This window comes from Streptomyces sp. H51, assembly GCF_035656535.1.
Taxonomy (GTDB): domain Bacteria; phylum Actinomycetota; class Actinomycetes; order Streptomycetales; family Streptomycetaceae; genus Streptomyces.
In genome coordinates this window covers 87120-105415 of sequence record NZ_JAYMHD010000077.1, presented here as the reverse complement: position 1 = coordinate 105415, position 18296 = coordinate 87120, and the positions used below count along the sequence as shown (strand labels likewise).

20 protein-coding genes are annotated in these 18296 nt (G+C 73.2%); 12 read left to right on the top strand and 8 right to left on the bottom strand.

Annotated elements, in window-relative coordinates; genetic code table 11:
- Nucleotides 1-66: 66 nt before the first annotated feature.
- Nucleotides 67-816, bottom strand: coding sequence for a TetR/AcrR family transcriptional regulator (locus VKA29_RS29400; RefSeq protein WP_324789035.1), 750 nt, complete (start codon nt 814-816; stop codon nt 67-69).
- 116 nt (nt 817-932) lie between these two features.
- On the opposite strand from VKA29_RS29400, the gene VKA29_RS29395 reads away from it, so the two are divergent.
- The 3 genes from VKA29_RS29395 (at nt 933) to VKA29_RS29385 (ending at nt 2257) form a co-directional block, all read left to right on the top strand.
- A complete protein-coding gene (locus VKA29_RS29395) occupies nt 933-1379 on the top strand; it encodes a TM2 domain-containing protein (protein WP_324789034.1) in 447 nt (148 codons plus the stop codon).
- Nucleotides 1372-1779: a DUF2752 domain-containing protein gene (locus VKA29_RS29390; RefSeq protein WP_324789033.1), complete on the top strand. Its 408-nt coding sequence runs from the start codon at nt 1372-1374 to the stop codon at nt 1777-1779. The genes VKA29_RS29395 and VKA29_RS29390 overlap by 8 nt, the downstream gene beginning before the upstream one ends.
- Before the next feature lie 214 nt (nt 1780-1993).
- Nucleotides 1994-2257, top strand: coding sequence for a TM2 domain-containing protein (locus tag VKA29_RS29385; protein ID WP_324789032.1), 264 nt, complete (start codon nt 1994-1996; stop codon nt 2255-2257).
- Nucleotides 2258-2524: 267 nt separating this feature from the next.
- On the opposite strand, the gene VKA29_RS29380 is transcribed toward VKA29_RS29385, so the two are convergent.
- From VKA29_RS29380 to VKA29_RS29360, 5 genes are all read right to left on the bottom strand, one after another.
- Entirely contained in the window at nt 2525-3286 is a 762-nt protein-coding gene (locus VKA29_RS29380; RefSeq protein WP_324789031.1) for a succinate dehydrogenase iron-sulfur subunit, read from the bottom strand.
- A complete protein-coding gene (sdhA, locus tag VKA29_RS29375) occupies nt 3286-5040 on the bottom strand; it encodes a succinate dehydrogenase flavoprotein subunit (protein WP_324789030.1) in 1755 nt (584 codons plus the stop codon). The genes VKA29_RS29380 and sdhA overlap by 1 nt, the downstream gene beginning before the upstream one ends.
- Before the next feature lie 19 nt (nt 5041-5059).
- Entirely contained in the window at nt 5060-5542 is a 483-nt protein-coding gene (locus VKA29_RS29370; RefSeq protein ID WP_324789029.1) for a succinate dehydrogenase hydrophobic membrane anchor subunit, read from the bottom strand.
- 5 nt (nt 5543-5547) lie between these two features.
- Nucleotides 5548-5928: a succinate dehydrogenase, cytochrome b556 subunit gene (gene sdhC / locus VKA29_RS29365; protein ID WP_324789028.1), complete on the bottom strand. Its 381-nt coding sequence runs from the start codon at nt 5926-5928 to the stop codon at nt 5548-5550.
- A 253-nt stretch (nt 5929-6181) separates the two neighbouring features.
- On the bottom strand, nt 6182-6733 hold the full coding sequence (locus VKA29_RS29360; protein ID WP_324789027.1) for a 2-oxo-4-hydroxy-4-carboxy-5-ureidoimidazoline decarboxylase: 552 nt from the start codon (nt 6731-6733) through the stop codon (nt 6182-6184).
- A 205-nt stretch (nt 6734-6938) separates the two neighbouring features.
- Between VKA29_RS29360 and VKA29_RS29355 the strand changes: the two genes are divergently transcribed.
- From VKA29_RS29355 to VKA29_RS29345, 3 genes are all read left to right on the top strand, one after another.
- A complete protein-coding gene (locus VKA29_RS29355) occupies nt 6939-8546 on the top strand; it encodes a glycoside hydrolase family 20 protein (RefSeq protein WP_324789026.1) in 1608 nt (535 codons plus the stop codon).
- A gap of 403 nt (nt 8547-8949) precedes the next feature.
- The gene (locus VKA29_RS29350; protein ID WP_324789025.1) at nt 8950-9453 is read left to right on the top strand and encodes a hypothetical protein; all 504 of its coding nucleotides are present in this window, start codon (nt 8950-8952) and stop codon (nt 9451-9453) included.
- Nucleotides 9454-9559: 106 nt separating this feature from the next.
- Nucleotides 9560-10171: a hypothetical protein gene (locus tag VKA29_RS29345; protein WP_324789024.1), complete on the top strand. Its 612-nt coding sequence runs from the start codon at nt 9560-9562 to the stop codon at nt 10169-10171.
- A gap of 16 nt (nt 10172-10187) precedes the next feature.
- Here the strand turns inward: VKA29_RS29345 and VKA29_RS29340 are convergent, their stop codons facing one another.
- Complete coding sequence (locus VKA29_RS29340; protein WP_324789023.1) at nt 10188-10676, bottom strand: DUF1877 family protein; 489 nt, start codon at nt 10674-10676, stop codon at nt 10188-10190.
- A 107-nt stretch (nt 10677-10783) separates the two neighbouring features.
- On the opposite strand from VKA29_RS29340, the gene VKA29_RS29335 reads away from it, so the two are divergent.
- Nucleotides 10784-11188, top strand: a complete 405-nt coding sequence (locus VKA29_RS29335) for a hypothetical protein (protein WP_324789022.1) — start codon at nt 10784-10786, stop codon at nt 11186-11188.
- 76 nt (nt 11189-11264) lie between these two features.
- Here the strand turns inward: VKA29_RS29335 and VKA29_RS29330 are convergent, their stop codons facing one another.
- On the bottom strand, nt 11265-13490 hold the full coding sequence (locus VKA29_RS29330; RefSeq protein WP_324789021.1) for a peptidoglycan recognition protein: 2226 nt from the start codon (nt 13488-13490) through the stop codon (nt 11265-11267).
- 316 nt (nt 13491-13806) lie between these two features.
- On the opposite strand from VKA29_RS29330, the gene VKA29_RS29325 reads away from it, so the two are divergent.
- From VKA29_RS29325 to VKA29_RS29305, 5 genes are all read left to right on the top strand, one after another.
- Nucleotides 13807-14238, top strand: coding sequence for a hypothetical protein (locus VKA29_RS29325; protein ID WP_324789020.1), 432 nt, complete (start codon nt 13807-13809; stop codon nt 14236-14238).
- A gap of 158 nt (nt 14239-14396) precedes the next feature.
- Nucleotides 14397-15014: an RNA polymerase sigma factor gene (locus tag VKA29_RS29320; RefSeq protein ID WP_324789019.1), complete on the top strand. Its 618-nt coding sequence runs from the start codon at nt 14397-14399 to the stop codon at nt 15012-15014.
- An 87-nt stretch (nt 15015-15101) separates the two neighbouring features.
- Nucleotides 15102-15977: a hypothetical protein gene (locus VKA29_RS29315; protein ID WP_324789018.1), complete on the top strand. Its 876-nt coding sequence runs from the start codon at nt 15102-15104 to the stop codon at nt 15975-15977.
- Nucleotides 15978-16367: 390 nt separating this feature from the next.
- Entirely contained in the window at nt 16368-17030 is a 663-nt protein-coding gene (locus tag VKA29_RS29310; protein ID WP_324789017.1) for an RNA polymerase sigma factor, read from the top strand.
- On the top strand, nt 17030-18109 hold the full coding sequence (locus tag VKA29_RS29305; protein ID WP_324789016.1) for a hypothetical protein: 1080 nt from the start codon (nt 17030-17032) through the stop codon (nt 18107-18109). The genes VKA29_RS29310 and VKA29_RS29305 overlap by 1 nt, the downstream gene beginning before the upstream one ends.
- The last annotated feature ends 187 nt before the right edge of the window (nt 18110-18296 follow it).

The following is an 18296-nucleotide window of genomic DNA, read 5'->3' as shown; positions in this document are numbered from 1 at the left end:
CGAGAACATCATCGTAGGCAGCCACGACCCGCGGTGTCCCCTTCGAACCGCTTCACCCGAAAGTGATCACTCGCGCTGCCGCCCCTTGACCGCCGGATCCGGCATCGCCTTCGTCATCCCCGGCAGGAAGTCCGTGAACAGCTCGTGCACCTCCCGCACCAGCGGCCGCAGCACCCGGAACCGGGACAGCGACACCCCGCGGGCCGTCAGCCGCGCGCCCCGCTCCGCCAGCCGGTAACTGCGCTCGCGGCCCTCCGTCCGGTCGAAGATCCAGTACAGGACGAGCCCCATCTGGGAGAGCCACATCAGCTCCGGCAGGACGTCCCGCAGGTCCTCCGGCACCTTGGTCCTGGTCGCGCCGGCCAGCACCTCGCGGTGGACGGAGACCGCCTCCACGCGCGCGTGCTCCGACTCGGGGGAGAAGGGGCTGAGCGGGCTGTCGGGATCGGCGGCGTTCTTGAAGAACTGCACCGCGAACTCGTGGTACGGCGTGGCGATGTCCAGCCATGCCTTCAGCACCCCGGCGAGCCGCGCCTCCAGGTCGGTCTCCCGCTGAAGCACCTCCCGCACCGCCACCTGGTGCTCGGCCGCGATCCGGTCGTAGAAGCCCTGGATCAGGTGCTCCTTGCCCGCGAAGTAGTAGTACGCGTTGCCGACCGAGACCCCGGCCTCCTGGGCGATGGCCCGCATCGTCGTCCGGTCGTAACCGCGTTCCCGGAACAGCCGCATCGCGGTCTCGAGGATGAGCGTGCGGGTCTGCTCGGACTTGGTGGACGGCGTCGGACCCGCTTCGGGGCCTTCGTTCTTCGCGGGCACGGTAAGAGAGCCTAACCACGGCTTCTGTGCCGCGCGGCGCTCGGGCATGATGATCGGGTAGGTCATCGCATCTTCGCGCGTCCCCGGACGACGCGCCCGCCACAGGAGCAGTTCCCTTGAGTGAAACGCCGCCCGCACCGGGCCCGCAGGACTCCGGCCCCCAGGGCCCGCACGGACAGGGTCCCTACGGACCGGGTCCCCAGGGCCCCTACGGACCCGGTCCTGCCGGATACGGCCAGCCCGGCGCGTCCGGGTACGGCCAGCCGGGCGGGTACGCCTACGGTCAGCCGCCCTACGGCGCCGCCCCGTTCGACCCGAACGCCCCGTACGGCTACGACCCCTACGGGCGCCCGTACTCCGACAAGTCGAAGATCATCGCCGGTGTCCTCCAGCTCACCCTGGGCACCTTCGGGGCCGGCCGGTTCTACGTGGGCAATGTCGGGATGGGCCTCGCGCAGCTGTTCACCTGCGGCGGCCTCGGCATCTGGGCGCTGATCGACGGCATCATGCTGCTGGTGAGCGAGGGGCAGACCGACGCCCAGGGACGGGTCCTGCGTGGCTGAAACGCCGTCCGCCCCGCGATCCGCGCTGCGCGCGCCGGCGACGGCGCCGCTCGCGGTGCTCGTCGCGGGCGCGGCCGGTGCCGCCTACCTCTACGGCGTGGATCCGCACCAGCCCGGCCACCTGCTGCCCCGCTGCCCCTTCCGTCTCGTCACGGGTCTGCTCTGCCCCGCCTGCGGGGGGACCCGTATGGCGTACGACCTGATGCACGGTCACTTCGCGGCGGCCTGGCTGGACAACAGGGCGCTCCTGCTCGCCTCGCCCTTCGCCCTCGCCCTGCTGGCCCGCTGGATGCTGGAGGGTCTGCGCGGCCGCCGCTGGCAGCCGGCCCTGAGCCGCCGGGCCCAACTGCTGGTCCTCGCGGTGGCGGTGGCGTGGACGGTGGCGCGCAACGTGGTCTGAGCCTGGTCCAGGCCATGACGGAATTTGATCACGGAACAAGAACGAATTTTCGCCACTACTCCCCTCCGGTACTCCTGCCTCTCTAAGCTCGCTGGTCACGGGGGGAAGAACGGCGCGGGGGCATCGTGACGTCGTGACGTGATCCCTCCTGGGTCAAAACCGGACCTATCCCATCCGGTTCTCTCATCTCGACTGACATGCCAGGAGCAGTGCCATGACCGTCCCCACTCCCCAGTCGCCCTACGGCAACGACCCGCAGGGCCGCCCCTACTCCGAGAAGTCCAAGATCGTCGCGGGCGTCCTGCAGATCGTCCTGGGCGGCTTCGGTGCCGGACGCTTCTACGTCGGCAACACCGGCGTGGCGATCGCCCAGCTCTTCACCTGCGGTGGCCTGGGCGTCTGGGCGCTGATCGACGGCATCATGTTCCTCACCAGCAACGACCGCACCGACTCGCAGGGCCGCGTGCTCCGCGGCTGATCGCCGTCGTTCCGTGCCCGAGGGGCCGCTCCCACCGCATGGGCGCGGCCCCTCGGGCTGTCCGCGGAAGCCACCCCGACACGCGACCCCGACACACGACCCCGACACGCCACCGCGGCAGGCCGTCGCGAAACACCGTCGCGAAACACGGCCGGGAAGCACGGCCGGGAAGCACCGAAGGGCGGTGCCGTCGGAAAAGGCCCTGCCCCCGGTGTGTCACCGGGGGCAGGGCCCGTGTCGCCGTGGCGGGGACGGTGCGGACGCGGCTCAGTAGCGGCGCGTGATCAGCGCTCGCTTGACCTCCGCGATCGCCTTCGTGACCTCGATGCCACGCGGGCAGGCGTCCGTGCAGTTGAAGATCGTGCGGCAGCGCCAGACGCCGTCGCGGTCGTTGAGGATCTCCAGGCGCTGCTCGCCGGCCTCGTCACGCGAGTCGAAGATGAAGCGGTGCGCGTTGACGATGGCGGCCGGGCCGAAGTACTGGCCGTCGCTCCAGAACACCGGGCACGAGGAGGTGCAGGCGGCGCACAGGATGCACTTCGTGGTGTCGTCGAAGCGCTCGCGGTCCTCCGCCGACTGCAGACGCTCGCGCGTCGGCTCGTTGGTGTCCTTCGTGATCAGGAAGGGCATCACGTCCCGGTACGCCTGGAAGAACGGCTCCATGTCCACGACCAGGTCCTTCTGGACCGTCAGGCCTTTTATGGGCTCGACCGTGATCGGCTTCTCGGGGTTGATGTCCTTGATCAGCGTCTTGCACGCCAGGCGGTTCTTGCCGTTGATCCGCATCGCGTCCGAGCCGCAGATGCCGTGGGCGCAGGAACGGCGGAAGGTCAGCGTGCCGTCCAGCTCCCACTTGATCTTGTGCAGACCGTCGAGGACGCGCTCCTTGGGGTCGATCTCCAGCTGGAAGTCTTCCCAGGTGGCCTCGGCCGAGATCTCCGGGTTGAACCGGCGGATCCGGAAGGTGACCGTGATGTAGGGCGACGCGGCCGCGCCCGCCTCCACCTTGTCCAGAACAGGGGTTGCCATCAGTACTTACGCTCCATCGGCTGGTAGCGGGTCTGGACGACCGGCTTGTAGTCGAGACGGACGGTTTCCGACCCGTCGGCGCCGACCTCGCGGTACGCCATGGTGTGGCGCATGAAGTTGACGTCGTCGCGGTTGGGGTAGTCCTCGCGGTAGTGACCGCCGCGGGACTCCTTGCGGGCCAGCGCGGACACCGCCATGACCTCGGCCAGGTCGAGCAGGTTGCCCAGCTCGATCGCCTCGAGGAGGTCCGTGTTGAACCGCTTGCCCTTGTCCTGGATCGCCACGTTCTTGTAGCGCTCGCGCAGCTCGGCGATCTTCTCGACCGCCGTCTTGATCGTCTGCTCGGTGCGGAAGACCATGACGTTGGCGTCCATGGTCTCCTGCAGCTCGCGGCGGATCACCGACACCCGCTCGGTGCCCGTGGACTCGCGCAGCCGCTCGATCTGCGAGACGACGAAGTCGGCCGGGTTCTCCGGCAGTTCGACGTGGTCGGCCTGCTGACTGTAGTTCGCCGCCGCGATGCCGGCCCGGCGCCCGAAGACGTTGATGTCCAGCAGGCTGTTGGTGCCCAGGCGGTTGGCGCCGTGCACCGACACGCAGGCGACCTCGCCGGCCGCGTACAGGCCGGGGATGACGGTGGTGTTGTCCGCCAGGACCTCGCCCTCGACGTTCGTCGGGATGCCGCCCATCGCGTAGTGCGCGGTCGGCTGGATCGGGATCGGGTCCGTGTAGGGCTCGATGCCGAGGTAGGTCCGCGCGAACTCGGTGATGTCGGGCAGCTTCGCGTCCAGCTGCTCCGGCGGCAGGTGGGTGAGGTCGAGGTAGACGTGGTCGCCCTCGGGACCGCAGCCGCGGCCCTCGCGGATCTCCGTGTAGATGGAGCGGGAGACGACGTCGCGGGAGGCGAGGTCCTTCATGACCGGCGCGTACTTCTCCATGAAGCGCTCGCCGTCCTTGTTGCGCAGGATGCCGCCCTCACCGCGGGCGCCCTCCGTCAGCAGGATGCCCATGCGCCAGATGCCGGTCGGGTGGAACTGGAAGAACTCCATGTCCTCCAGCGGGATGCCCCGCCGGTACACGGCCGCCTGGCCGTCGCCGGTCAGCGTGTGCGCGTTCGACGTCACCTTGAAGAACTTGCCGCAGCCGCCGGAGGCGTAGATCACGGCCTTGGCCTGGAAGACGTGGATCTCGCCGGTCGCCAGCTCGTACGCGACCACGCCGGCCGACCGCTTGACGCCGTCGACCTCGGTGATCAGCTGGTCCAGGACGTAGAACTCGTTGAAGAACTCCACGCCCTCCTTGACGCAGTTCTGGTACAGCGTCTGGAGGATCATGTGGCCGGTGCGGTCGGCCGCGTAGCAGGACCGGCGGACCGGGGCCTCGCCGTGGTTGCGGGAGTGACCGCCGAAGCGGCGCTGGTCGATGGTGCCGTCCGGGGTCCGGTTGAACGGCAGGCCCATCTTCTCCAGGTCGAGGACGGAGTCGATGGCCTCCTTCGCCAGGATCTCGGCGGCGTCCTGGTCGACCAGGTAGTCACCGCCCTTGACCGTGTCGAAGGTGTGCCACTCCCAGTTGTCCTCCTCCACGTTGGCGAGCGCGGCGGCCATGCCGCCCTGCGCGGCGCCCGTGTGGGAGCGGGTCGGGTAGAGCTTGGTGAGCACGGCGGTGCGGCTGCGCTTGGTGGCCTCGATGGCGGCGCGCATGCCGGCGCCGCCCGCGCCGACGATGACGGTGTCGTACTTGTGGATCTTCATGATTCTCGCAGCCCCGTGCCTAGCGGATGTTCGGGTCGAAGGTGAAGATCACCAGCGTGCCCAGCAGGATGGTGAACACCGTGGCGGTGTAGAGCAGGCCCTTCAGCCACAGCCGGGTGTTCGCGCGCTCCGCGTAGTCGTTGATGACCGTGCGCAGGCCGTTGGCGCCGTGCAGCATCGCCAGCCACAGCATCAGCAGGTCCCAGACCTGCCAGAACGGGGAGGCCCAGCGGCCGGCCACGAAGGCGAAGCCGATCTTGGAGACGCCGCCGTCCAGCACGAGCTGGATCAGCAGGTGGCCCAGGACCAGGACGACGAGGACGACGCCCGACAGGCGCATGAACAGCCACGCGGCCAGCTCGAAGTTGCCCCGGGTGGACTTCGGGGTCTTCTTGGTGCGCTTGCGCGGCGCCTCGATGAGCGGCGCCGGGTTGTCGACGCCGTAGACGGAGCCGCCCTCGACGGGGCCGATGCCCGAAGCGGTGGATTCAGTGGTCGCCATGAGTCTCAGCTCCCGAACAGTTCACGAGCGGCGTGGCCGAGGACGGGGTAGACCGCCCCGAGCATCAGCACGACCCAGATGCCGACGACGGACCAGAGCATCTGCTTCTGGTAGCGCGGGCCCTTCGACCAGAAGTCGACGGCGATGACGCGCAGGCCGTTGAGCGCGTGGAAGAGGATGGCGGCGACGAGGCCGTACTCCAGCGCGGCGACGATCGGGGTCTTGTACGTGGCTACGACCTTGTCGTAGTCCTCGGGGGAGACACGGACGAGAGCGGTGTCCAGCACGTGAACGAACAGGAAGAAGAAGATGAGGACGCCGGTGACTCGGTGAGCCACCCAGGACCACATTCCTTCCCGGCCGCGGTACAGCGTTCCAGCCGGCACGGAATTCCCTCCGGGAGCGGGGATTGGGGCCGCGCCGGCTTGTGCTGTCGGTCGGGCCCGGCCGGGTACGGTCCACCGGCCCCCAGCATCGTAGCCACCGTTTCCCGGGGCGCTTACGCCGGGTCTACCGGTGTGATCGAAGTGGCACGCGGATGGGTGAGCGCCGACGGCTTGTGGTGCGACCTGTGCTGTCGCGTGTCGCAAGCTGTGCCGTTGTGGCAGGTCACGCCGGCGCGGCGGGGCCGTGCGCCGGTCACCGCCGCGCGCCGCACAGGGACTGCGCCAGCCGTTGCCCGGCCAGCCGCCGCAGCTCGTCCGCCGCGACGGTCCGTTCGTCGTCCGGATCGTTCGCCAACCGTGACCGGATGCCCTCCAACACGTGATCCAGCGTCTCGTCCGGGCCGAGACCGGCCAGGCAGATGACGAAGGTGTGGCCGAACCGGGCCTCGTAGGCGGCGTACGCCGCGCTCAGCGCGGTGTGTGCCGCGGAGTAGGTGTCGTCGGGGAGGGCGGCCGGCGTCTCCGCCGCCAGGGCCGCCGCCAGATCGTCGGGGGCCAGGTCGTACGCCGCCTCGTCGGCCGCCGCCAGCAGGGACCCGGCGTCCGGGTAGGGCCGGTGGTCGGTCAGGCGGCGGGCCCAGAGCGGGCTGTGGAGACAGGCGAGGAGGAGCCGCCGTGCCTCGTCCGCGGACGCGGAGTTGAAGTCGTCCAGCGCGGTCGCGGCAGCGGTCGCGGACGACGGGATGCGGGTCTGCTCGGGCAGCGCCGGTATGGCGGTCCGGCCGGGAAGGTGTGTGGGCGTCACGTGTTTCGGCAGGGGAATCTGTGAGGGGAGTGGCGCAACGTTATCGAGAGGGGGCGTGACGTGTCCGACGGATGCCCGAATTTCACCCGAACGGGTCAATTTAGGAACGCCTTGTGGACGCATGCCGCCGCCGGAGGGACTTAGGTTTGGCGCTGTGAGTCAGCACAGGCGGCGCCCACCGGCGCGGACAGTCAAGCACAGGCGGATGATCGTCGCGGGCGCGTTCGCCGGGACGGTCGTGCTCGCGGCGGGCCTGGGTCTCTGGGCATCCGGCGACGACGACGGGCCGGCGGGTGCGGCGGGGGAGCAGCCGTCGGGCGCCGGGAGCGCGGGCGCGTCCACTGTCTCCGGCAGCGGCGGCCGGGTCCCGAGCCCGAGCCGCACGTACCCGCTCTCGCAGGCCCCGCGCACCATTCCCGCCGTCCGCTCCCACACCGCGGCCCACGGGCCGGGCTGGCGCCCGGCGCGCGGGAAGCGGGTGGTGGTGAACCATGCGGGCCTCGCGGACGAGGGCCGGCTGATCGCCTCCGAGCTGGGGCTCACGTACGCGGGCGAGAAGGGCGACGCGCGCGCGGGCGACGTGCGCCTGGAGCTGAACCGCGGCGGCGGTGCGGACCCGGAGTCGTACACCATGACCGTGCGCGGCGGGCGGGTGACCATCAGCGCCCCGGCGGACGCGGGCGTCTTCTACGGCACGCGCACGCTCAAGCAGGAGGTGCGCGGCGGCTCCACGGCACCCGAGGGCGTGGTGCGGGACGAGCCCGCCAAGCCGGTGCGCGGGTTCATGCTGGACATCGCCCGCAAGCACTTCACGGCCGGCTGGATCGAGGCCCGGGTCCGGGAGCTGGGCGACCTGAAGTTCAACCAGCTGGGGCTGCACTTCTCCGACGACCAGGGGTTCCGGATCGAGTCAGGGACGCACCCGGAGGTCGTCTCCCGCGAGCACCTGACGAAGGCGCAGGTCAGGAAGATCGTGGCGCTGGCCCGGAGCCGGCACATCACCGTCGTGCCCGAGATCGACTCGCCCGGACACCTCGGCGCGGTGCTCGCCGCGCACCCGGAGCTGCAGCTGCGCAACGCGCAGGGCGTGGCCGCGAGCGGGGCCGTCGACATCTCCGAGCCCGCCGCGGCCCGGATCGTCGACGACCTGCTCGACGAGTACGCCGACCTCTTCCCGGGCGGCCAGTGGCACCTCGGCGGCGACGAGTACCGGGCGCTGATGGCGTCCAGCCCGGAGACCGCCTACCCGCAGCTGGCCGCCGCCGCCCGGCGGCGGTACGGCGCCGGCGCGAAGGTCGCCGACCTGACGACCGGCTGGCTCAACGACCGCGCCGACACCGTCCGCGCCCACGGCCGCACGATGCGCGCCTGGAACGACGGCTTCTTCCGCGGTTCGTCCGTGCGGCCGGCGGCGGACCTCCGGGTCGCGTACTGGACCGGCAAGGAGTACGGCGCGCGGCAGCCGCTGGAGTACCTGAGCGTGGGACGCGAGGTCGTCAACTACAACGACGAGTTCCTCTACTACGTCCTCGGGCAGCCGAACACCTTCGTCTACCCGACCGGGCAGCGCATCTACGAGGCGTGGACCCCGCGCGTCCTGCGCGGCACGCAGGCGGTGCCGGCGAAGTACGACGGGCAGATCCTCGGCGGGTCCTTCGCGGTGTGGTGCGACCTCGCGAACTCGCAGACCGAGGCCCAGGTCGCGGCCGGGATCCGGATGCCGCTGCGGGCGACGGCGCAGAAGCTGTGGAACCCGGGACCGCCGAAGCAGAGCTGGGCGGGGTTCAAGGCGCTGGCCGACCGCCTGGGCTGACCCGCCCGGGGGCGTCCCGCCTGGGCTGACCCGCCCGGGGGCGTCCCGCCTGGGCTGACCCGCCCGGGGTCGGCCCGCCGGGGGCGTCCCGCCGGGGGCGTCCCGCCGGGGGCGTCCCGCCGGGGGCGTCCCGCCCGGGGTCGGCCCACGGGGGTCCGCCCGCCCTGCGTCCGCCCGCTGGGGTTCGCTCGCCGGGGTCGGCCCGCCCTGGGTCGGCTCGCCGGGGTCGGCCCGCCGGGGGCGTCCCGCCGGGGTCGTCCCGCCGGGGTCGGCCCACGGGGGTCCGCCCGCCCTGGGTCCGCCCGCCCGGGGTGCGGGTTGCCGGATACGGCTGCGAACGACCGTACGAATGTGGTGTATTCGGGCCCGGGCCGAAGTCGACAACGCCGTGGGGGAACGGGACATGGGCTACTGGGGGTACTTCGTCGTGGGCCGCAGCGAGCGGCCGCTCGCGGAGCTGGACGCGCTGGCCGGGGCCGAGGGCATGGTGCGGCGCGGGACGGCGCCCGGCGGCTGGCAGCTGTGGGAGTACCCGAACGGCGAGGGCGAGATCGGGAACATGAACGTCCTGGCCCGGGAGACCGGGGCGCCCGCGCTGTTCGGGTACGTCATGGACAGCGACTGCGTCGTGGTGGAGGCGGCGGCGCCCCGGAGCGGGGCGTGGACGACGTGCCTGGCGCGCGCCGCGATGGCCGGCCACCTCGCCGACGGCCAGGACGGCCTCACCGTGGAGGACTACTTCCTCCAGCCCGGCGACGCCGCCGTACGGGCCGTCGCCTGGGCCGCCGAGGCCGGGCACGAGGTGGCCGAGGAACCGCTCCTCGAGGTGCTGACCGCCGACCCCGACCCTTTGGCCGAAAACCTCTTCTTCCGGCTGCTGGACCGGCTCGGCGTGGTGCCGCTGTGACACTCCCGGCCCGTCGCACGCAGTAAGGGGAAGCGCGGGCTCCGTCAGGAAGGCGCCTGCTGAGGCCTGCGGAGGACTCTGCAGCGGCCCGCAGAGGGAGGCGTGGATGAGCCTGGTGGAACTGATCGCTCAGGCCGACGAACGCGGACTGGCTGCCAGCGGACTGGCTTGTTTGGACCGGTGCCTGCCGCTGCTCGGCGGTGACGACGAGGCCCTGCGGCCGCTGTGGGCCGGCCTCGCCGGCAACGGCGACTGGGCCGCGGGTCTGGAGCAGGCACGCGGCAAGCTGGCCGGCGAGGACGCGACCGGCGAGGACGCGACCGGCGAGGACGCGACCGGCGACGGAGCGACCGGCCCGGACGGCACCGGCGAGGCCGAGGCCGTGCTGCTGGCCCGCCGGATGCTGGCCGCCGCCCCCGCCGAACTGTCCGCCGCCGCGGTGCGGGAGTGGGCCGACGGCTGTTCCGTCGCCGCCCTCCGGATCCACCGGCTGCTCGACCCGGTGGCCGACGGGGCGTCGTCGGTCGACACCTGCCGCGAGGGCCGCACGGACGGCGCGTCGCCGCTGGTCGCCGCCGAGCTGCGCCGCCAGATCGCGGTCCTGGAACTGCTCGCCGCGCACGGTGCGGGCGGCCTCCGGGGCGCCCTGGAGGCGTCGGTCGAGGGCCGCCGGGTGCTGCGCGCGGTGGTCTCCCGGCGGGCGCGGGGGCGTGGCTGAGCGCTGAGCCCGGCGTTCAGAGCAGCAGGCACTTCACCACCGCGTCGCCGTGGCGGGCGGTGCGCCCGTAGAACGCCGTCAGGTCCCGGTGCGCCACGGCGAGGACGGCGTGCAGCTCCTCCTCGGCGGCGGGTCCGCCGTGGGCGGGCAGCAGGGTGTCGCGGGCGAGCTGCCACAGGCCCTCGAAGTCCGCCGAGCGGAGGAACGCGGCCACCCGCGCCACCTGGGCCGCGGTCAGCAGCAGGAACGGCGGTCTGCCCGTCCCGGGCTGGAGGACCGGCCGCCCGCCCAGCACCGCGTCGGCCCGCGGGCCGCTCGGCTCGTGGTGCGGGGGAGCGCCGGCGTAGAGCAGGTCGTGGTCGAGGTAGGTGCCGTCCAGCACCTCTTCGCGGTGCCGGCCGATCCGTTCGCGCACGGTGTCCCAGTCGTCCTCGAACAGCCGGCGCATCCATGCGGCGCTGTTGCGCAGGGCCGGGGGCGGCACCGCGCGGAGGTGGAAGTACATGCTCATCACTGACCAGAGCGCAGCCGGACGCCCGATCGTCACACTCCCGGGACGCTGATCGGCGTGACGATTCGTGACACCACCACGCTCTTGGTGATGTGACGACGATGACACAGCGGGAGACGCAGCAGGACACGAGGCCCTCGGCCGCGGTGAAGCCGGCCCGGTGGGCGGCGGACGCGGTGGCGACCATGCGGGAAGGGGCGCGGGTGCGTCTCGACTACTCGGCGCAGAGCCTGTGGCGGGTGGACCGGATGATCGACGAGATACGCCGGGAGCAGCCGCCGTACGCCGCCGTGGACCAGGTGCTGCGCGGCTTCGGCGCGTACGCCGGTGAGGTGATCGTGCGGCAGACCGGCGCCGAGTGGTGGGCGTCCGGCGGCGACCACTGGATCCGCACGCCGGACGGGCGGCTGTGGGACCCCATCGACGAGGCCCGGCGCTGCTTCGCCGGCCAGGGCTCGCTGCGGCTGCTGTGCCGGGACGCGACCGGCGCCGCCGGTCAGGAGTGACGACGGGCCGGGCGCCCGCCCCGAAGGGCGCCCGCCCCGAAGGGCGGGCGCCCGGCCCGAGGGAACGGACGGACGGTTACTTGACGTACACCAGGCCGTCCGTGGTGATCGTGGGCCGGCCGCTCGTGCCGACGACCACGATCTTCACCGTGTGCTGGGCGCTGCCGGACCAGGTCTTCGTCCAGATCGCCTGGCGGTACAGCGTGGTCGACGACTGCAGGTCCACCGTCGCGGACTTGACGCCGTCGACGTAGACGTACGCCTGACCGGAGCTCGACGCCCGGGAGACCACCCAGGAGGCGGAGCGGCCGGTGAACGTCCAGCTCAGGCTCGCGCCCGTGGAACCGCTGGAGTACGACTTGCCGCCGAGGTAGCTGGTGGAGGAACGGGCCGTCCAGCTGCCGGACTTGACCGCGGAGGTCTCCTGGAGGATCACCGGCGTGTAGGAGGACGAGGACGTCCGGTAGTTCCCGGCGTAGTCGTACGCCCGCATCTGCCACGTCGTGGCGGTGCCGGACGGGGCCGTGCGCTTGGAGCCAGTGGTCGTCGGGCCGTAGGTGACGGCCGTCGGCGACAGCAGCTTCACGGACTTCAGCGCGGCGTTGTCGGTGGCCTTCCAGCCGAGGGTGACCGGGACGGCGCTCGTGTCGACGGTGCCGGTGCGCAGCGAGATCTTCGGGGCCGTGGTGAACGTCGGCGCGGTGGTCTCCGTCACGACGTTCAGCGCGGCCGAGGTGGTGGCCTTGCCGGACTGGTGCACGGCGCGCACGGCGACGGTGTGGCCGCCCAGCGGGAGCGTGGCGCTCGCGGAGGTGGCGGTGCCGGCGACGGAGGCGACGGCCTTGCCGTCGACCAGCAGCTCGAACCGGGAGATCAGCGAGCCCGGCGTGGTGGTGGACCAGTGGGCGGTCACCGCGCCCTTGGTGTAGTACGTCGAGCCGGACAGGCCCGCGCCGGACAGCGAGGTGACCTTCAGGCCCTGCACCGGGCCGGACGCCCAGGCGCGGACGGTCGGCAGCTGAGCGTACAGCGAGCCGCCGGGGCACTGGGTGTTGTAGCCGTCGCGGTGGCCGGAGATCCGCTTGAAGGTGTACGAGCTGCCCGCGGTGAAGCTCGTGCCGGAGTAGTTGGTCTGGCTCGCGCCCGCCTTCAGCTGCACGGTGGTGGCGGGGTCGGCGCCGTACTGGCCGAGCTTCCAGGCCGCTACGCGGGCGATCGAGGCCAGGGCCGCGCCGGTGGCGCCGGTGGTGGTGTAGTCGCCGAGCACCGCGATGCCCGCGGACTCCCGGTTCCAGCCGTAGGTGTGCGCGCCGAGCACCGGCAGGTCGACGCCTCCCTTGCGGCCCTCGAAGACGGTGCCGCACTTGTCGACCAGGAAGTTGTAGCCGATGTCGTTCCAGCCGTTGGTCTGCGTGTGGTACGCGTAGATGCCCCGCACGATGGCCGGCGACTCGGAGCACGCGTAGTCGTTGGCGCCGTCGGTGTGGTGGACGAAGACGGCCTTCACGTCGGCGTTGTACTCCGACGGGTCGGGGCTGAGCGACTCGTCGGCGCCCCAGTCGGCGCGCGGCACGACCGGCGGCTCGGGCACGGTGGACGGCGGCGCGGTCGGCGTGGTGGGCCCGGTGCTCGACGGGCTCGCGGACGCGGACGGCGACGCGGAGTCGGACGGCGCGGCGCTGTCCGTCGGAGCGGCACTGTCGGTGGGCGCGGCGCTGTCCGTCGGCGCGGCGCTGTCGGTGGGCGCGGCGCTGTCGGTGGCTGTCCCGGCCGCCACGTACGCGGCCGGCTCGGTGGCCTTCGCCTCGGCGTCCGTCACCACCCCGGGGTCGACGAGGCTGACCTCCAGCCCCTTGGGCAGGGCGGAGCCGGCGGAGCCGTCCCGGTGGACGACCCGCACCTGCACGCCGTCGGAGGGGCCCACCCACAGCGGCTCGGACGCGCCGCGCGCACGGGCCCGCGCCCGCGGGTCCTCCAGCGGGTCGGCGTCCGTCTCCAGGTCCTGCCAGGCGCTCCACTCGCCGGTCTCCAGGGAGCGGGTGCGCACCTGGGCCGTGCCCTGCAGCCGCTTGCCGGCGTCCGCCCAGGAGACGCCGAGCATCGAGAACTGCTCGGTCCGCGTGCGCGGCAGCTCCCGTTCCCCGCCCGCGGTGGCCCTCAGCGGCAGGTCGTGGACGCTCACCGGCCGCTTGGCCCGCCCCGCGGCCCCGCCGTCGCCGGAGGGGCTGGCGACGGCGTAGGTGACCACGCCCCCGCCACCCAGGAGCACCGCGCCGAGCGTCAGCCACGCCCGTCGTTTCATGCTCAGCGGCCTGTACGCACGTGTCCCGCGAGGACTCACTTGTCCCACCCCTGGAAGGAAACCGGTTCGAGAAGCTCAACTGCCCCACCCGTCACGACAGGTGGCACCTACACACAGCGCAGCGTGCGGGGCGAACGTCACTGCGCGGCCGCTGAGCCCGGGGGGACGCACGAGCGGCGGAAAGGTTGTGCGCGGCCTGTGGATCCGCCATGTGTCGATCGACACGCGGCGAACCAGTGATGTTCACCGCGGGTGATCCGCTGGTTCAGGGGGAGGGGTGCAGCCCCTCCCGCGAGCCGAGCCAGGTGGGGGTTCCATGACCGATGTGGACGAGCGCGTTCCGTGCGCGCAGGAGATGCGGTCGTGTGCGGCGTCTCTCGTCGCACGCGTGACCGCCCGCGGCCGGCTGCCGCTGGACTACTCCGAGCGCAGCCTGCGGGTCGTCGACTTCCTGATCGACGGACTGCGCAAGGGCGGCGCCGACCCGGAGCGGGCCCACGACACGCTCCTCGGGCTCGGCGCGTACGTCGGCGAGGTGCTCGTGCGCCGCGCGGGCGCGCGCTGGGTGGACTTCGACGACCGGCAGCGCGCCTGGTCCGGGCAGCCGGTCGGGGTGCGGATGGCCGACGGACGGGTGTGGAACCCGCTCGGCAAGGTCCGCAACCGGTTCGAGACGGGCAGCCCGGAGGAGTCCCTCCTGTTGTTCTACCTGAAGCTGCACGGCCGCACGCGCAGAGCCGCCGCCTGAGCACGGACCGCCGCCTCGACAGACCCGGGGCTTCTGACGAACTGTGACACTTGTGTGACCCAGGACGCTGAGGACCGTGGAGGCGTGCGCACGGCCGGCCGTGCGCACGACGCGGGTTCCGACGGGCCCGTTTCGCACCCGTACGAACGAGGACAGTGTTGGGCCAGGGAGGGGAACCCCGCCGCGCGCAGGCGCACGACGGGGAGCTGGGCGAAGCCGTGGCGCGGGCCAAGGAGGGCGACGAAGCCGCCTTCGCCGTCGCGTACCGACTCGTCCAGCCGGGACTGCTCGGCTATCTCCGGGGGATCGTCGGCGACGACGCCGAGGACGTGGCCTCCGACGCCTGGCTGGAGATCGCGCGCGACCTCGGGCGGTTCAAGGGCGACGGCGCGGGCTTCCGCGGCTGGACGGCGACCATAGGCCGGCACCGGGCGCTGGACCATCTGCGCCGGCAGAAGGTGCGGCCCCGGTCCTCGGCGCTCGAACAGGACGTGCTGGAACTGCCCGGCCGGCAGAACACCCATGAGCAGGCCCTGGAGGCGCTCTCCACCGAGCGCGCCCTGGAACTGGTCCGCAGCCTGCCCCGCGACCAGGCCGAGGCCGTGCTGCTGAGGGTCGTCGTCGGCCTGGACGGCCCCGCCGCGGCCCGCGTCCTCGGCAAGCGCCCCGGCGCCGTGCGCACCGCCGCGCACCGGGGGCTGAAGGGGCTCGCCCGCCGGCTCGGCGTCCCGGGTGTGACAAATGGGGACCCTCGGACGCTGGGGGAGTCGACATGAACGGCAGCGGCGGCACGGACGCCGCGGGCGGTGCGGGCGGCGTCGAGCGCCGCACCCGCGACGGGTCTGACAGGGATGGATACGGACATGGGTGAACGGCAGGGCGACGGCAGTACCTCCGGCCGTCGGCGTGTGCGCCCCGGCGGTCCCGTGTCCGGCCCCGTGTCCGGAGCCGGGGACGCGGCGGAGAGCGCGGCGCTGGAGCTGCTGCTCGCCGCGGCGATACGCGGGAACGCCGTCGACGCGGAGGGCGAGCAGCGGGCGGTGGCGGCCTTCCGGGCCGCCCGGGAGGCCGGGGAGCACCGGACGCGGACCCGGCGCCGGGACGACTGGCGCCCGCGCGAGCACCGGCGGGCGCGCCGCTCGCTGAAGGCCACCCTGGCGCTGTTCCTGGCCGGGCTGACCGTCAGCGGTGTCGCCGTCGCGGCCATCGGCACCGCCGGGTCGTCGCACGACGACCGCGGCACCGGGCGGCCGGGTCCGTCGGCCGGCGCCCCGACGGCGTCCTCCGGCCCCTCGTCCGCGGCCGGCTCCCGCACACCGGGCGCCTCCACCGCCGCGGACCGTCCGGCGACCGCGCGGGACACCGAGGCCCGCTGCCGGGCGTACGAGTCGGTCGACGGCCGGGGCAAGGCACTGGAGGCGACGGTCTGGCAGCGGCTGATCGAGGCCGCGGGCGGCGAGGAGAAGGTCGCCGGGTACTGCACCCGGCAGCTGGCGGGAAGCACGCCGACCGGGGCCGCGAGCAACCCGGGCAGGGCCGCCGACACCGGCAGGCCGAGCGACCCGGGCGCCGCCACCACTCCCGCCGCCGCCGCGACCGGGGGCGCCCCCGCGACCGCGGGCGTCCCCGCGAGCCCGGGTTCCGCCGCCACCGCGGGTTCCGCCGCCACCGCGGGGGCGCCGTCCGACGCGGGCGACGGCAACGGCAAGCCGGGTAAGGACAACGGCAGCGGCGGCTGAGGACAACGGCGGCGGCTGAGGACGTCGCGGCGCCGGGGTGAGGCTCCGGATGAGCGAGGGTCCGAGGAGTCCCGAACGGCTCGGCGGCGAAGGGTTCGAGGGGCTCGGGCCGACCGCCGGGTGGCCTGGCGGGAGGGCCGCACGACAACGGCCGGGGCCGCCACCCCCCACAGGAGAGGCCCCGGCCGTCGCGCGCTACGGGCCGCGCGGCGGCCCGTACTCCCTACAGCGCCCCGGGTGCGTTTTCTGTCACACCCCGCCGCATCACAAGACCGTTGCAGCTCGTCCGGACGTGGACGAGGAGCGGTTTCAGGTCGTAACGTGCCTTTCGCGCCGGGCGCGGAGGGGGATCGCCGCCACCATCGGCCGACCATCGACTGAGGAACACGGGTGCTGGGGGACGACGCGGAGCTGACCGCCGCGGTGCTTGCGGCACAGGACGGGAACGAGACCGCGTTCCGGACCGTGTACCGGGCGGTGCACCCACGGCTGCTCGGATACGTACGGACACTGGTCGGCGATCCGGACGCCGAGGACGTCGCCTCCGAGGCATGGCTGCAGATCGCCCGCGACCTGGGACGCTTCGAGGGGGACGCGGACCGCTTCCGCGGCTGGGCCGCCCGCATCGCCCGCAACCGCGCGCTGGACCACATCCGCATGCGCGGCCGCCGTCCCGCCATCGGCGGCGACGAGACGGAGCTGACCGGCCGGGCCGCCGAGTCCGACACCGCGGGTGAGGCCATCGAGGCGCTGGCCACCGACCGCACCCTCTCCCTCATCGCCCGGCTGCCGCAGGACCAGGCCGAGGCCGTCGTGCTGCGCGTGGTCGTGGGCCTCGACGCGAAGACGGCCGCGGAGACGCTGGGCAAGCGTCCGGGCGCCGTGCGCACCGCGGCGCACCGCGGCCTCAAGCGCCTCGCCGAACTCATCGGCGCCGATCCGGAATCTGCGGGCGTGCTCGACGCGCTGCCCGCCCAGCGAGAACCGAGCGGCCGCGCCGTGACGTCCGCGACTGTGACGCAGGTGCGCGCGCGGACGCAGAAGGACATGTGATGGCCGACGAGCAGTACAGGTGGCTGGACCGCGAGACAGCGGAGCTCCTGCTGACCGGGCAATCCCTCGAAAATGTCGACGCCGCCACCCGTGACCAGGCAGAACGCCTCGCCAAGGCGCTCGGGTCGCTGAGCGTGGAACCCGCCGCGGAAGGTGCCGGGCTCCCGGGCGAGAGCGCCGCGCTGGCCGCCTTCCGCGCGGCCCGGGCCGACGCCTCGGCCGGCTCTTCCGCCGTCGGCGACGACGCCGACGGCTCCTCCTCGGACGCCGGTCTGGTCCGCATCGGCCGCCCGAGCGGAATCGGCAGGCGCCGCCGCTGGAACCGCCCGGTCCGGCTCGGGCTGTCCGCCGCGCTGACCGCCGTCGTGGTCGGCGGAGTCGCGGTGGCGGCCACGAGCGGCGTCCTGCCCGGGCCCTTCGGCGGCACCGCACCCCGTCCGGGCGCCTCGGTCCCGGTCGCCGGGACGCCGGACGGCCCGCTCGGGTCGCCGTCGTCCACCGGCTTACCGCACGGTGAGCCCACGCCCGGCGCCTCCGCCGGCGCCACCGGACCGGCGGACCCGCACGGCGCCCCGGGCGCCGGGGCCTCGGACGAGGCCGGCTCCGGCGGGGGCGGCCGGCGGGGCGGCGCCCTGTCGGCCTGCCGTGCCGTGCGCGACGGCAGGGAACTTGGCTCCGGCCGCAGAAGGGCCCTGGAGCAGGCGGCGGGCGGCTCCGGCGCGGCCCGCGTGTGGAAGTACTGCCGGGGCATCCTCTCCGGCTCCGGCTCCGGCTCCGGCAGCCGCTCCGGCAGCGGCTCCGGCACCGAGGGAGGCGACCGCGACGCCGACGGCACGGAGAAGGGCGCGGGCAACGGCAACGGCAACAGCGGCAAGAACAACGGCAACGGCAACGGCAACGGGAACGGCGCCGGGAACGGCAAGGGCAACGGCAACGGCAACGGTCAGGGCGGTCAGGGCGACGACCAGGGCGACGACGACCAGGGCGACGGCGCCCCCCGGCTGGCCCCCGGCGGGAAGGACACCCCGGCGTCCACCCCGCCCGCGCCGTCGCCGAGCCCCACGTACAGCGCCCTCTGACCTCGCACCCGCCCGGTGACCCGGCCTTTCGGCGGGAGGGGGAAGAATCCCTCGCGCGGGGGTGTGACGTTTTCGGCCGCGCCGGCGCAGTAAGGGGTGAGCCGACTGGTCATCGGCTTTCTGCACAGAGCCGGGGTTCCCCCCGTACCCACGGCTCGTGCGCATCGGCGCGGGCGGGACACGTTCC

What these genes read in the sequence shown, in the direction of transcription:
- VKA29_RS29350 (WP_324789025.1), top strand. Translation starts at nt 8,950, where the DNA reads ATGGGCTACTGGGGGTACTTCGTCGTGGGCCGCAGCGAGCGGCCGCTC.
- sdhA (WP_324789030.1), bottom strand. Translation starts at nt 5,040, where the DNA reads ATGAAGATCCACAAGTACGACACCGTCATCGTCGGCGCGGGCGGCGCC.
- VKA29_RS29335 (WP_324789022.1), top strand. Translation starts at nt 10,784, where the DNA reads ATGACACAGCGGGAGACGCAGCAGGACACGAGGCCCTCGGCCGCGGTG.
- VKA29_RS29325 (WP_324789020.1), top strand. Translation starts at nt 13,807, where the DNA reads ATGACCGATGTGGACGAGCGCGTTCCGTGCGCGCAGGAGATGCGGTCG.
- VKA29_RS29370 (WP_324789029.1), bottom strand. Translation starts at nt 5,542, where the DNA reads ATGGCGACCACTGAATCCACCGCTTCGGGCATCGGCCCCGTCGAGGGC.
- VKA29_RS29380 (WP_324789031.1), bottom strand. Translation starts at nt 3,286, where the DNA reads ATGGCAACCCCTGTTCTGGACAAGGTGGAGGCGGGCGCGGCCGCGTCG.
- VKA29_RS29345 (WP_324789024.1), top strand. Translation starts at nt 9,560, where the DNA reads ATGAGCCTGGTGGAACTGATCGCTCAGGCCGACGAACGCGGACTGGCT.
- VKA29_RS29305 (WP_324789016.1), top strand. Translation starts at nt 17,030, where the DNA reads ATGGCCGACGAGCAGTACAGGTGGCTGGACCGCGAGACAGCGGAGCTC.
- VKA29_RS29385 (WP_324789032.1), top strand. Translation starts at nt 1,994, where the DNA reads ATGACCGTCCCCACTCCCCAGTCGCCCTACGGCAACGACCCGCAGGGC.
- VKA29_RS29355 (WP_324789026.1), top strand. Translation starts at nt 6,939, where the DNA reads ATGATCGTCGCGGGCGCGTTCGCCGGGACGGTCGTGCTCGCGGCGGGC.
- VKA29_RS29340 (WP_324789023.1), bottom strand. Translation starts at nt 10,676, where the DNA reads ATGTACTTCCACCTCCGCGCGGTGCCGCCCCCGGCCCTGCGCAACAGC.
- VKA29_RS29315 (WP_324789018.1), top strand. Translation starts at nt 15,102, where the DNA reads ATGGGTGAACGGCAGGGCGACGGCAGTACCTCCGGCCGTCGGCGTGTG.
- VKA29_RS29330 (WP_324789021.1), bottom strand. Translation starts at nt 13,490, where the DNA reads ATGAAACGACGGGCGTGGCTGACGCTCGGCGCGGTGCTCCTGGGTGGC.